This window comes from Paenibacillus sp. FSL R5-0923, assembly GCF_038009145.1.
Lineage (GTDB): Bacteria > Bacillota > Bacilli > Paenibacillales > Paenibacillaceae > Paenibacillus_AQ.
The window spans coordinates 5,193,516-5,206,072 of sequence record NZ_JBBPAT010000001.1 but is presented as its reverse complement, the minus strand read 5'-3'; the positions used below and the strand labels follow the sequence as shown (position 1 = coordinate 5,206,072).

13 protein-coding genes are annotated in these 12,557 nt (G+C 42.0%); 7 read left to right on the top strand and 6 right to left on the bottom strand.

Translation table 11 applies throughout. The features are described 5' to 3' along the window. Positions 1-186 precede the first annotated feature (186 nt). Both MKX35_RS23455 and MKX35_RS23450 read left to right on the top strand, forming a co-directional pair. Positions 187-1,200 (top strand): LacI family DNA-binding transcriptional regulator, encoded by a 1,014-nt coding sequence (locus MKX35_RS23455; RefSeq protein WP_076298479.1) that lies wholly within the window; start codon positions 187-189, stop codon positions 1,198-1,200. Positions 1,201-1,220: 20 nt separating this feature from the next. Beyond that, positions 1,221-1,751 (top strand): HAD family hydrolase, encoded by a 531-nt coding sequence (locus tag MKX35_RS23450; protein WP_076298478.1) that lies wholly within the window; start codon positions 1,221-1,223, stop codon positions 1,749-1,751. A 136-nt stretch (positions 1,752-1,887) separates the two neighbouring features. Here the strand turns inward: MKX35_RS23450 and MKX35_RS23445 are convergent, their stop codons facing one another. The 3 genes from MKX35_RS23445 to MKX35_RS23435 all read right to left on the bottom strand — a co-directional run bounded on the left by MKX35_RS23445 (position 1,888) and on the right by MKX35_RS23435 (position 3,967). Further along, positions 1,888-2,457, bottom strand: coding sequence for a YdeI/OmpD-associated family protein (locus tag MKX35_RS23445; protein WP_076283073.1), 570 nt, complete (start codon positions 2,455-2,457; stop codon positions 1,888-1,890). A 3-nt stretch (positions 2,458-2,460) separates the two neighbouring features. Then, positions 2,461-2,976: a DinB family protein gene (locus MKX35_RS23440; protein WP_076298477.1), complete on the bottom strand. Its 516-nt coding sequence runs from the start codon at positions 2,974-2,976 to the stop codon at positions 2,461-2,463. 79 nt (positions 2,977-3,055) lie between these two features. Then, complete coding sequence (locus MKX35_RS23435; RefSeq protein WP_076283071.1) at positions 3,056-3,967, bottom strand: helix-turn-helix transcriptional regulator; 912 nt, start codon at positions 3,965-3,967, stop codon at positions 3,056-3,058. Positions 3,968-4,181: 214 nt separating this feature from the next. On the opposite strand from MKX35_RS23435, the gene MKX35_RS23430 reads away from it, so the two are divergent. Genes MKX35_RS23430 through MKX35_RS23415 form a run of 4 tightly spaced genes read left to right on the top strand, consistent with a single transcriptional unit; the run spans position 4,182 to position 7,096 of the window. Then, positions 4,182-4,808 (top strand): TetR/AcrR family transcriptional regulator, encoded by a 627-nt coding sequence (locus tag MKX35_RS23430; protein ID WP_076298476.1) that lies wholly within the window; start codon positions 4,182-4,184, stop codon positions 4,806-4,808. Position 4,809: 1 nt separating this feature from the next. Beyond that, positions 4,810-5,664, top strand: coding sequence for an ABC transporter ATP-binding protein (locus MKX35_RS23425; protein ID WP_076298475.1), 855 nt, complete (start codon positions 4,810-4,812; stop codon positions 5,662-5,664). Continuing rightward, positions 5,661-6,374 carry a fluoroquinolone export ABC transporter permease subunit gene (locus tag MKX35_RS23420; protein ID WP_076283068.1) on the top strand — a complete coding sequence of 238 codons (714 nt, stop codon included), beginning with the start codon at positions 5,661-5,663 and terminating at the stop codon, positions 6,372-6,374. The genes MKX35_RS23425 and MKX35_RS23420 overlap by 4 nt, the downstream gene beginning before the upstream one ends. Then, a complete protein-coding gene (locus MKX35_RS23415) occupies positions 6,371-7,096 on the top strand; it encodes a hypothetical protein (protein WP_076283067.1) in 726 nt (241 codons plus the stop codon). Before MKX35_RS23420 ends, MKX35_RS23415 begins: the two co-directional genes overlap by 4 nt. On the opposite strand, the gene MKX35_RS23410 is transcribed toward MKX35_RS23415, so the two are convergent. The 3 genes from MKX35_RS23410 to MKX35_RS23400 all read right to left on the bottom strand — a co-directional run bounded on the left by MKX35_RS23410 (position 7,097) and on the right by MKX35_RS23400 (position 11,587). Then, positions 7,097-8,752 carry an AraC family transcriptional regulator gene (locus MKX35_RS23410; protein WP_256716219.1) on the bottom strand — a complete coding sequence of 552 codons (1,656 nt, stop codon included), beginning with the start codon at positions 8,750-8,752 and terminating at the stop codon, positions 7,097-7,099. It lies immediately after the preceding gene. Between the two features lie 140 nt (positions 8,753-8,892). Continuing rightward, positions 8,893-9,918, bottom strand: a complete 1,026-nt coding sequence (locus tag MKX35_RS23405) for an ABC transporter substrate-binding protein (RefSeq protein ID WP_081382733.1) — start codon at positions 9,916-9,918, stop codon at positions 8,893-8,895. A gap of 208 nt (positions 9,919-10,126) precedes the next feature. Next, the gene (locus tag MKX35_RS23400; RefSeq protein ID WP_256716218.1) at positions 10,127-11,587 is read right to left on the bottom strand and encodes an alpha-L-fucosidase; all 1,461 of its coding nucleotides are present in this window, start codon (positions 11,585-11,587) and stop codon (positions 10,127-10,129) included. 122 nt (positions 11,588-11,709) lie between these two features. On the opposite strand from MKX35_RS23400, the gene MKX35_RS23395 reads away from it, so the two are divergent. Continuing rightward, the gene (locus tag MKX35_RS23395; RefSeq protein WP_076283065.1) at positions 11,710-12,540 is read left to right on the top strand and encodes an AraC family transcriptional regulator; all 831 of its coding nucleotides are present in this window, start codon (positions 11,710-11,712) and stop codon (positions 12,538-12,540) included. Positions 12,541-12,557: the final 17 nt, after the last annotated feature.

The window sequence follows — 12,557 nt, the reverse complement described above, 5'->3', positions numbered from 1 at the left end:
TAGTGTGTTCCGGCATATTCACCAAGCCTAGCATTGAGCGGCAGAAGACGAAGCATCTAAACCTCCAAGAAAAATGAATTGAATTTATTGCTGTCGTCATAGTAACATTAGGTTAAGCGCTTAACTTATGTGAAGGGAGGATGCAAAGACTCCAATCCACTTAATACTTATAATGAGGTTAATGCCATGAAAACGACCACGATATATGATGTTGCCAGGGAAGCGGGCGTATCAATTGCTACCGTCTCCAATGCGATTAACGGTAAAGGAAAAGTAAGCAACAAGAAGCGAGATGAAATCCTTGAGGTGATGAAGCGGCTGCAATATCAGCCCAGTGTCATTGCTTCGGCACTAATGGGGAAGAAGACCTATACCATTGGTCTTCTTATTCCAGATGTCTCGAATCCTTTTTTTTCCGAGATAGCTAGAACCGTAGAGGATCTGGCACACTCCGAGGGGTATAGTGTTATTGTGTGCAGCACAGATAACAAAGATGAACGCGTAGAGAAATACATTCGGCTGTTGGATCAAAAAAATGTTGACGGTATTCTGATCGGAACAGGTGTGGGAAATGCGGATATCTTGGCGCTCCATGTAGAGAAATACTTCCCCATAGTTATGATCGCTCGGGAGACCGCAGGCATAGCTGTTCACCGTGTATTGAACGATGACTTCAAAGGAGGCACTATTGCCGCTGAACATTTGCTTGAAAAAGGTCATCGCAAGATGGCGGTTTTGTCCGAGGATTTCAATGTAAGCAGCAGCTTTGAGCGGGTCAGGGGTTTCCGCTTTGGATTATTTGAGGCTGGCATTTCACTGGACCCGAAGAATATCTTCGCGTGTGAGTCGAATATCAAAGACGGCAAACGGGTAGCATCCGAGATTCTCCACGGCGCGGAGCGTCCGACAGCATTATTTTGTTGCAACGACTTGCTTGCCATCGGCGCACTCCAGGCTGCGAAGGAAGAGGGAATATCTGTACCGGAACAGCTCTCTATCATTGGTTTTGACGATACTATTCTGTCAACCGTGACGAATCCAACGTTAACAACTATTGCTCAACCGATGAATCAGATGGTGAAGATGGCATTTGATTTGCTGATCGGCAGTCTGGATCATACAGATGATATCAAGCAAAGAATTGTATTGCAGCCTGAACTGGTGATCCGAGAATCCACAGGCAACTCACCCATTAAATAAAGAGGACGGTTATTGAGAACATGGACGAGAAAAGGTTAATTATCTTTTTTGACAGCGGAGATACCATTGTTGATGAATCGACTGAAATTAGGGATGAAGAAGGAATCGTACAGAGTGCGGATCTGATTCCGGGAGCAGATATCACGATTCAGACCCTGCATGAGAGAGGATACACGCTTGCTCTGGTTGCAGACGGTGATGCGCAATCCTTCAAAAATGTATTTAAGCAGCATGGACTAAGCGATTATTTCAGCGCCATGATTATTTCCGAGAATATCAAAGCAGTCAAGCCAAGCCCGCGCATGTTCAAGGCTGCTATTGGTGCACTTGATTTGTCTGAAGCGGATTTCTCCCGTACCGTTATGATTGGCAACAATCTTAGCCGTGACATGAAAGGGGCCAATGCGCTAGGCATCACCAGCATTTTTCAGAGCTGGACGCCCCGTTATTCCCATGAGCCGGCAGATGAGTCTGAGCGTCCGACGTATACAGTTAGTGAGCCGCTGCAATTGCTAGAGTTGATTGAGAGGCTGAACGCTGAGCTCAAGTAAGCTGGAAGTCGTTCATTATGCTATTTTTCCATATTTAAATACAAAAAGAGAAACCCAAGGTCATGAGAATGACTGGGTTTCTCATCTTTTTTAATCAATCTGCAAGAGTTACAAAGCATTCTTATGATCTAGCAGCTTAATAATTTAGAAGCCTACCATGATCATGCCATTGACCGTACATTTTATTTTCTTTAGTGTTTGTTATAAATTTATCTAATTTACGCTTAAATAATTCTGGTTGATGTGTATTGCTTTGTATCGTGTCGATCCTGACTCTTTTATAAAGAGCGGGAAAGGTTAAGAAGTTCTCATATACCTGCTGCTCCTCTTTTAGCCTTTGTTCTATAACCCTATCGACTTTAAAAGAAGCGAGATTCATATCGGGAAGTACCTTTCTTCCATCGTCACTCATTAACCCCAGTTTATCGAGGCGGCGGACACGTTCCTTATTTAATTCTGTCCAAGAGCTTCGTTTGCTTCTGGGAGACAGTCGCTGCGCCAGCTCCGTTTCATAAACTTTCTTTTTCACTCCATCGATCCATCCAAAGCACAAACATTCCTCAACCACATCCAAATATAGCAATGTTTCTGGGTTTGGCGTCATACTTACGAGTACCCAACAAGATTTTTCAGTCTTACAATTTTCCTGAAGCCAAGCTCTTAAATGTTCTCTCAATTTCACTGTAATTAGATTTTCAATCTGCATAAATTAAATAGCTTCCGCAGGCATCTGATACCAAAAAAGGGAATAGTCGTTCATGGTGGAAGCGTGTCCTAACTGACGTAACATAGTAGATATATTACCTCTATGATAAGTCCCGTGATTGGCGGTATGCAGCACAATTTCTGATAGACGTGTTTGCCGGATTCCAGCGAATGGGTTATCAAGTAGAATAGTCTGCTCCAAATCGGTTTGGTTTTGTAACCATTCTTTGTATTGTTCAGATAGCTGGGCAAAAAGATTAGCGTATTCATCAACCGAATTTAGAATGCTCATATTTAGCGGGATACTTTTTTGAAAAGCCTCAGGCATACCAGTGCCTGTTAAAACCAGATACCACATCGTATCAACCGCATAGATATGGCTAAGGGCATGAGCGATGGTAGGAAAAGAGCTATTCACTTCTTGATTTAGCACAGAGGGAGAGATTTCCTTGATTCTTCCCAAGATCGTTTGGTTCGCCCAAATGTGGTAATTAAACATTTCTACTGGATGATTGGTCATTGTATGATCTCCTTTTGAGTTGTGATAGATTATTTTGTAGCTGTTGTTAATATAAAAGAAGAAGTATGACAGCAGACTGTCATACTTCTTCATAAAGATTTAGGGTATTTTGCAACTGCTTTTTTAAGATAGCTCGCAGTGCAAGAGGCTCGAGGACTTCAGCGCCGCTGCCGAAACTTAGCAGAATTGACCATAGCCAGCGGGCTTCCAATGGTTTATACACAGGAATTCGCATCGTCATGCTCTCATCGGTATGAAATTCCTTATCCACCTGGTGAAATTGGTCCAGTGCTTCTGCCAAAGCCTCAGGTCCCACCCGGATAACGACTTCCTCAACCTGATCGGCCCTGTTTGAACAACCGGCCTCTATGGGTACCTCATGTTGGGAATGAAAGGTATTCTGTGTCAGAAGCAAATTCATCATCCGGGATAGCCGGAACTCTCGATAATCCTGTCGTTCCTGGCAATAACCATAGATATACCAGTTGCTATATTTAAAATGAAGCTTTACTGGTTCCATATTACGGGTTGTGCGTTCGTTTTTTACATTGATGTAATCAAAACGGACAATATTTCGTTCCGTAATAGCCGTACGTAAAAGAGAAAGTGCATCGGGATCCATACGACGAGTTTCAAAATCCACCGCTAGACTAGAAGTCTGTTGTTCTGTTCCAATCGTTTGCAGCCGTTCAATGGTTCCTTGCGCTTGTTCGTCTTCAAACACGGAAGAGAGACTGTTCAGCACGGTAATCAAAGAAGTGACATCATAAGAACGGAGCAGGCTTCTATCCATTTTATATCCGTCCATGATGCCATATCCGCCTTTAGTTCCCTGATACGATACGACCGGGATGCCTGCGGCACAAATGACATCGATATCCCTATAGATAGTTCTCTGGGAAACCTGAAACTCTTCAGCCAGCTTGGAGGCAGATAAAACTTCGTGGTTCAACAGCTTGTAGATCATAGAAATCAAACGTTCCAATTTCATTTGTGTATTCCCACCCATTAGTCCATTTCGTGTTACTGCATGATTATAGCATAGATTTTTCAAGCTAATTTGGGGGAGGATTTTGGTGAGGTTGCACAGGATAGTACTAATTGTACCTCACAGAGAAAAAAATATTGACAAAATATGGTTGGTGGGTTATCTTGTGAATATAAAATAAAATTATTCATAAAACCATAAAAGCGAGTTGAGAAGTATGCCTAAGAAATTCACAGAACAAGAAAGAGAATGGATTAAACATAAATTGTTGACAGAAGGTCGCCGCTGTTTTGAAGTACATGGCATTAAAAAAACTAGTGTTGAAGAATTAACAAAAGCTGCCGGGATTGCGCAAGGTTCGTTTTACATGTTCTTTGGATCGAAAGAGGAATTGTTCTATCACATATTGCTTGAAGAGGAACAACGAATTCGTAGTACAATGTTCGATTCATTTAGCGTAGGCGTGCCTGTAAATAAGGAAGAAATCAGATTATTTTTACTGAAATCTTTCCGCATGATGGAAGAGAGTCCGATCGTCCGCCAGATGTTCGTAAGAAGCGAAATGGAGCAGCTATTAAGAAAGTTACCTAATGAGATGTTGGAACAAAATTTTACAGAGGATAAAGACTTTTTTATTCCTTTCATTCAATCATGGCAAGCCGAAGGTATCATGGTTGGGATTGACCCGGGATTAATCGTAAGCATGATTCGCTCTGTAGTCCTCCTGTCTTTGCATAAGGAAGAGATCGGTGATGAACGCTATCAGGCAACTATAGAGCTTTTGATAGGGGTTCTGGCTGAGGGGATGACTTCTTTGAAAGATAATATGACTGGGGGAGTATGAAATGATCGAAGTGAAGGAGCTTCATTTTACCTACCCAAAAATAAAAGAGCCAACCCTTAGTGGACTTAACTTTTCCATACCTCAAGGAGAAGTGTTTGGTTTTCTCGGTCCTTCGGGAGCGGGTAAAAGCACAACACAAAAAATACTAATTGGAGTCTTAAAAAATTATCTCGGCAGCGTTAACGTAATGGGCAAGGAAATAAGAAATACCGGATCGGAGTATTTTGAGCGAATAGGGGTAGCTTTTGAGTTTCCAAATTTCTATTCGAAGTTTACTGCGCTGGAAAATTTGCAGCTATTTCGCTCTCTGTATTCAGGGAGAACAGCGGAACCGAGGTTTCTCCTGGAGCAAGTAAATCTCACTGAAGCTGCAAATTTGAAGGTCTCCCAGTTATCGAAGGGGATGAAGATGCGGCTGAATTTCTGTAGAGCACTCTTAAATAACCCGCAAATTCTATTTCTGGATGAACCCACTTCCGGGCTCGACCCCGTTAATGCGAAACGAATGAAGGATTTAATCCTGGAAAAAAAGGCAAATGGGACAACTGTAATTATTACAACACATAATATGCAAGCCGCTGAGGAGCTCTGCGACAGGGTTGCTTTTATTGTAGATGGTCAGATTAAGTTGATTGATTCTCCTCGTGAGCTTAAGCTTCTAAATGGAAAAAAACGAGTGCGGCTGGAATACCGCCATCATAATGAAGTTAGAAATGAGGAATTCTCACTTGATGATATAGGGGAGAACGAATATTTCTTAAAGCTTGTTCGTGAACATCCAATAGAAACCATTCATTCGCAGGAGGCGTCTTTGGAACAAATATTTATTGACGTAACTGGGAGGCAGTTAACATGAGATTCAGATCTGCGTTTGCCTTTGACATCCGGTTTCAATGGCGGCATGGGTTTTATTGGATTTACGTCATTATCTGTGCGTTTTATTTGGTATTGCTGCATCTTATTCCTGATCATTATCGAGAACAAACGATGTTGTTATTGACCTTTAGCGATCCGAGTGCTTTAGGGCTTATTCTCGCAGGGGGGATTGTGCTGCTGGAAAGAGACCAGGGCATCCATGATCCTTTATTTGTTACTCCGATTCGTGTTAGGGAATATTTGCTTTCAAAAGCAGGCTCATTATCTGTACTCTCCCTGTTAGCCGCTTGGGTTATTCATGTAATAGCAAGCGGGATTCCGCAATCCCCGTTTGGCTTTTCTACTGGAATCATTCTAACGTCAAGCTTTATGACGCTATTGTCGATTGGAGTTGTGGCTCGTTGCCAGACAATTAATGGTTTCATTCTACTATCACAAGTATTCGCATTGCCTTTTATACTTCCTTTGCTTGGTTATTTTAAGGTGTGGAACTCCAAACTTTTTTTATGGCTTCCTACGGAAGGAACACTTCGCTTGTTGAGTTCGGGAACCTCGGCTATGTCATTTGGCAATTACATCTACTCCATATCGATATTACTGCTATGGAATGTTGTGATATACGTATGGGCAAAAATGTCCTTCGAAAATCATGTAATGATGCGCATAGGTAAGGGAGGAGCAAGAAAATGAAGAAGTATCGTATGCTTTTTATAAGCGATATCCGGCATACTGGTTTGGACCCAGTGCTCATGGTCGGCATCTTTGCTCCTTTAGCACTTCTAGTCGTCTCAAGATTTGGATTTCCAATGATAGCCGATTGGCTTACGAACGGTTATGCTTTCGATTTATATAAATATAGGAGCTTTGCTGCGATTTTCTTAGTCATGACCTTTCCCATGCTAACCGGTATGATGACAGGTCTTTTAATGCTTGATGAAAGAGATGAGAATGTCATCTCTTATTACGCGGTTACACCATTAATGCGCAGAGGGTACATGGTGTATCGTCTAGTTCTTCCATCTCTACTCTGTACATTTCTTTCATCGCTATTTTTTATAGTCTCCGGCTTATCTAGCTTCCAATTAGAGCATATATACATCCTTATACTACTAGCATTTGAAGCCCCTTGTTTTGCATTATTCCTAGCTTCTTTCGCTGCAAATAAGGTAGAAGGATTAGCTTTATCAAAGATCGGTGGTCTGTTTATAGCAGGACCAATCGTAGCTTATTTTGTTCCATCACCATGGCAATTTATCGGGGCGTGGATTCCTACCTATTGGCCTGCTAAGTTATTTTTTGTAATAGAAGCTTCTAGTGGTTTTATTGTGTTTGCATACTTTATGGTGGGACTTCTATTTCACTTGAGTCTTCTGAGCATCATGATCAGGATTTTTATTAAAAGAGCTGATTGATTAACCTCCTCCAAGCAGCTTAGGCAACAGCGTTAGAAGCTTTTCACGTGTTAAAGCATCTCCATAGTTCCATTTGCTTCCGTCAAGCAGATAAGCTTGCCCCTTACGTACAGCGGGTATATTCTTCCATAGTGAGCTGTCTAGTAGTTTCTCCATAGCAACTCGCGAGTCTTGACGTTCTGGAATAAGCATAAAGATATGATCTCCGGCGTAGAAAGGCAGCCTTGCTGGATCGACCTCTGCAAATCCTAACTCTCCATCGAGAATCGCTTTGATCTCATCTGTGGGCTGTAAACCGTTAGGGGCATAGAGAGCAGTAGACAAACCGGACATTCCCATAGCATATAGATGATTTCCATGGTCATAAATCAATGCAGAAGCTGTTTCTCCAGGTCGAAGAGTATTCATATATAGCTGCTGCCACATGGCAGCATTTTTTGCTGCGAATGAATCCAGCCATGCTTCTGCTTCGTGCTGCTTACCCAACCAGCTTCCAAGTGTCCGCATACGGTGTTCAAGTGGAGCAAATGAATCAAAGGTAAGTGTCGGGGCGATGTCGACGACTGCTCGATAGGCCTTATCATCTGAATTAGCTATAATAATTAGGTCAGGATTTAATGAAGCGGTAAGCTTCGGATCCAGAGGAAAGCCAACGTTAAAGAGCTTTTTAAGTCGATGTTTATAGACTCTGTTCCATGCAAAGACTTCATCTCCTCCGATAGGCTTTATACCTAATGCGAGCAGATCGCCAAGCGTCTCACCATGGTACACAATGCGTTTTGGACGCTCCGGAATATCCACCTCATGGCCAGTCCAGTCTTTCACAGTAAGCTTCCGACCTTGCTGATGCGCATATTGTCCGGGTGTAATTCCAGTCTTTTGACGAAACCGGCGACTAAAATAATATTCATCGGAGAAGCCAACCAGACGAGCAATCTCACGCAGCGGTTCAGCGGATTCCAGAAGGAAACGCTTCGAATGGTTAATGCGCAGTTCGGTCAGGTAATCGAGCGGTCTTTTTCCGGTAAGCTTTTGAAAGATCGGAGTATATTGCCACAATGTTATCCCTGCGAGCTCAGCCAGTTGCTTCACGGTGATACTCTCCGTATAGTGATCTTGCATATATTGGATGGTCTTTTCCACGGAATCCGCGGGACTTGGCACCTGCTCGGAAGGATAATTATGCTCAAAGAGTAAGAGCAGCAATTCTTGGAATTTTAATTGGCGCTTAAAAAAATGCACATCATCGGCATTTTTTTTGCTCATAAGCAGATCTTCAGCAAGGCGGATTACCCTAGTGAACGGGTGGACAATTAGCTCCTGCCTACCTGGAAGGAGTTCCTCTGAATAATATTCGGGAAACTCGGCGTTATTAATTGCTGTAAAAGTGATGAGATAATAATAAAGAGTCGTCTCTTGATTGTCCGTGCTATAGGAAGTTCCAGGAGATAGGAGATAACATGTATCTGTAGTCAGTGTTATGGTTTGATCGCTAAGGATCAGCTGTCCACTACCGCCAGTGAATATTAGAAGTCTATAAAAGTGAGCTGAAAGAGACTTAGAGCAAGAGCCTGCCGGTTGAATATGTAGTTCCGCATCAGTCAGCTGAAACAGCAACGAGCGGAGCGGTGCAGCGACGGGTAATGTTTGCAGCAAGAGGAAGCCTCCGTTCATTTGGTGAGAATCATTATCAATTAATTCATTGTATATAAAATAAAGAAGCATATCAACAGCTGTTGACATGCTTCTTGCAGTTTTCTATCAGCTAAGTGCCAAACGCTTCATGAAGGTGAAAATTATTTCATATTCAAAAGCTGTGGGAGTTCACCGAGCAGCCATTCTCTTGTTGTTGCATCACTTGAAGTCTTCATAATATCTTGAGTATAGACATATCCGTTCTTGACGGCAGGGAGACCTTTCCAGATCGGACTCTTTAATAGAGTAGCTGTGGATTGCTTGGCTTCATCGGCCACAGGAGTTAGAATGAAAATCCGATCTCCGGCATATTCTTTAAGCACTTCCATGGATACTTCCTGGAATCCCATACCTTCATCAAGTACCTTCTGAATTGCTGGGGTTGGCTTGAAGCCATTCTCTCCATAAAGGACTTGCGAAAGTCCGGTCGTCGCCATAACAAATAGTCTGTCACCAGGATAATAAGTAAAGACCGAAGCTGTTTCTCCTTCTTTTATTCCCGCTGCCTTTAGTTGTTCCCACATGGCATCTTCACTCGTTTTATACTTAGCCAGCCATGCCTCTGCTTCGGTCGTTTTCCCAAGAATTCCACCAATATCAAGCATCCGTTCATTTAGCGGGGCAAAGGTATCAAATATTATCGTGGGTGCGATTTTGGACAGCTGCTCGAAATCAGCTTCATCAGTTCCTGCATAGATAATCAAATCAGGCTGAAGTTCCAGCGTCTTTTCCAGATTGATAGGGAACCCTACATCTTCGACACCTTGTAGCTGATCTTCAAAAACCTGACCCTCACCCATGGAAAGTGGATATCCTACCGCTTGCACACCAAGTGCGAGTAGATCACCATAGGTTTCTCCTGAATAAATCACGCGCTTCGGGTTAACAGGTATTTCTACGGTATGGCCTATGTAATCCGTGTAGGAGCGAGTAGTTGCCGCAGTTTCATTAGTGCCCTTGTCGGATGTTTCTGGAGAAGGTACAGTGGTAGCTGAAGTATTATTTCCGGCTGCGTTCGACGCATTGTTCTTGGCTGGTTGTTCTCCTGAGTTTCCGCAGGCGAGTAGTAATGTGGTCATCAGAAAGAGTACACATAATACGGCGAACGGTTGTCTTACCTTATTCATATAATATTGCCTCCCTAAAATATGTAGCGATCACCAATAATGATAATCATTCTCGACGAAAACTATCATAAATTAAAGTCTCCTTTTACTCAATGGACAAAACACATTAAGGCTATTTGATTTGTACAAGCCTATTGTTCTGACGTGGCTCAAAAAAGTCCTAATGTAGAGTAACTACATTAGGACTGCTGAGAAAACTTTTTTTATCTTAATCTAACTCAATCCGTAAAACAACCGGAGCCTCACTGTGGACAGTGGACGTATAAATGGTTAATGCCTCATCTGTTCTTTCCCAAGTAGGCCGTTCATCAAATCCTAAGATATGGATATCTTTTATTATCCCATGGAAGTGAGTGGACTTTTCTTTAAGAGATTGGATATGAACGATCCCATTCTCTGGATATACAAGAACGGTTGCATAAAGACAACTTCCTTTAACTGTAAAACGGATATCTTTACTAGTGAAAATCTTTGTGGTTCCATCCGTAAACTGCCCTTCGAGGATCTTAGTAGGACCTTCACCGAAGGTGCGCCAGTAGGTCGTATCATAGATCGCTTCACCATTTACTTTTAGCCAATCACCAATGGCAAGAAGAATCTCCCGATCCTGAGCGGGGATGCTTCCGTCTGCCTTAGGTCCTATATTGAGCAGGAGATTGCCGTTTTTACTTACGATATCTACTAAATCTCTGATGATCTCCATGGCAGACTTATAATCATTATCCGTTGTATAACACCATGAATTTTTGGCTACAGCTGTATCCGTTTGCCAGAAATAAGGCTTAAGCTCGGAGAAAAGTCCTCTTTCAATATCTGGTACCGCTGAGCCGAACATAAATGCATCATGCTTATAATTGATTGCAACCGGAGTCCCCCATTCATCTCCCTTATTGTAATAATAAGCGGCGAACTTTTTAAGATAGGGTTTGAAGGCAGCTGTATGAATCCACCAATCAAAGTAAAAAACCTTCGGCTTATAATTGTCCACCAGCTCACAGCAGCGAATTAACCAATCCTCCAAAAATTCTTGATCGGGTGGGGAGCCGAATAAATCCTGATGATCGGGTTCCGTCATAGATGGCCAATAGAAATCTCCACATACAAGCGGTTCATGGATATCGGATTCAAATTCCTTGCCATGAGACAGGAAGAACCAGTGTTCAGCTCTATGGGAAGATACACAAAACTCTAATCCCTGCTGATCAAAAGCGTCTTTCATTTCCCCAACTAAATCCCGCTGGGGACCCATCTCATATGTGTTATAGTGGGAGTAAGCGCTCTTATACATTTGAAAGCCGTCATGGTGCTCTGCTACAGACATCACGTATTTGGCACCAGATAATTTGAAGAGATTAGCCCATTCCTCAGCGTTGAACTGCTCAGTCTTGAACAAGGGGATGAAATCTTTATAGCCAAAATCTTTATGTTCACCATAAGTAGCAATGTGATGCTCATATTCGCTTGATCCCTGTATATACATGTTTCGGGAATACCATTCACTAGCGAAGGCCGGAATCGAATAAAGACCCCAATGAATGAAAATGCCAAACTTGGCTTTCTCATACCACGTCGGTACTTGAAATTGACTTAGTGAATCCCAATCGTCTTTGAATCTTCCATTTGAAATGGTATCGTCGATCACTTTTAAATACTTGCTTTTATCCATCATGTTGTGTTCATCCTTTCAAACGCTTATTTCTTACCTTCATTGTAGTGATTAGATGTAGGAAACAAAATGTAGGACATTAACTTTTAGATGTACAAAACTAACCTGATAAGGCGGAGTAAGGGATGGATAACCATGTTTTGCTTACAAATTATTTATCCAATTTAAAGGTTGATTTATTTATGGCTGATTACAATCTTTGTGGCCGTGACTGGAGAGATCTCGACTATACACCAGACTATAGTAAATTTTATTTTATTTGCGATGGGGAGGGTTGGTTAAAGATTGGAGATCGGGAATATTATCCGAAGCCTGGTCAGCTTTTTTTAATGCCTGAGGGAGTTAATCAATCTTATTCTTGCATAAGTGATCAACCCTTTGAGAAGTATTGGTGCCATTTCAGCGCAAAAGTCGGAGATATAAATCTATTCAATATGATAGAGTTAAGTCATGTATGCAGAGAAGTAGATCCTCATGTAATCCAAGAGATATTCAGCAGCCTAACGAGTCATATGAAATCTGATAAGGTGTATGCTCATTTGTTAGCCAAAAGTAAGCTAATGGAGTTATTTTCTTATTTTATTATGAACATAGATGTAGACGAAATCACCTTTAAAAATCTAAGCTCCATCGAAAAATTAACGAAAATATTAACGTACATAGACGCTCATATCGAGCGAAATATCACCATACACGAGCTTGCCGAGATTGCGTACATGCATCCCAACTATTTTATTCGGCTATTTAAACAGCAAATCGGAGTTCCACCCATTCAGTATATAACCAGAAAAAAGATAACTAAGGCCAAGGAGCTATTGAGGAGCACGCAACGTTCTGTCGGTGAGATTGCCCATGATCTCGGTTTTAGTGATCTTTATTATTTCTCCAAACAGTTCAAAAAAAATGTTGGACAGAGTCCTTCGGAATTCAGACAAGGAACAGTAGTACTGAAATAAATAGAAGAAGGCCGTCT

Coding starts and splice junctions, on each gene's coding strand:
- MKX35_RS23455 (WP_076298479.1), top strand. CDS start 187: ATGAAAACGACCACGATATATGATGTTGCCAGGGAAGCGGGCGTATCA.
- MKX35_RS23450 (WP_076298478.1), top strand. CDS start 1,221: ATGGACGAGAAAAGGTTAATTATCTTTTTTGACAGCGGAGATACCATT.
- MKX35_RS23445 (WP_076283073.1), bottom strand. CDS start 2,457: ATGCAGATTGAAAATCTAATTACAGTGAAATTGAGAGAACATTTAAGA.
- MKX35_RS23440 (WP_076298477.1), bottom strand. CDS start 2,976: ATGACCAATCATCCAGTAGAAATGTTTAATTACCACATTTGGGCGAAC.
- MKX35_RS23435 (WP_076283071.1), bottom strand. CDS start 3,967: ATGAAATTGGAACGTTTGATTTCTATGATCTACAAGCTGTTGAACCAC.
- MKX35_RS23430 (WP_076298476.1), top strand. CDS start 4,182: ATGCCTAAGAAATTCACAGAACAAGAAAGAGAATGGATTAAACATAAA.
- MKX35_RS23425 (WP_076298475.1), top strand. CDS start 4,810: ATGATCGAAGTGAAGGAGCTTCATTTTACCTACCCAAAAATAAAAGAG.
- MKX35_RS23420 (WP_076283068.1), top strand. CDS start 5,661: ATGAGATTCAGATCTGCGTTTGCCTTTGACATCCGGTTTCAATGGCGG.
- MKX35_RS23415 (WP_076283067.1), top strand. CDS start 6,371: ATGAAGAAGTATCGTATGCTTTTTATAAGCGATATCCGGCATACTGGT.
- MKX35_RS23405 (WP_081382733.1), bottom strand. CDS start 9,918: ATGAATAAGGTAAGACAACCGTTCGCCGTATTATGTGTACTCTTTCTG.
- MKX35_RS23400 (WP_256716218.1), bottom strand. CDS start 11,587: ATGATGGATAAAAGCAAGTATTTAAAAGTGATCGACGATACCATTTCA.
- MKX35_RS23395 (WP_076283065.1), top strand. CDS start 11,710: ATGGATAACCATGTTTTGCTTACAAATTATTTATCCAATTTAAAGGTT.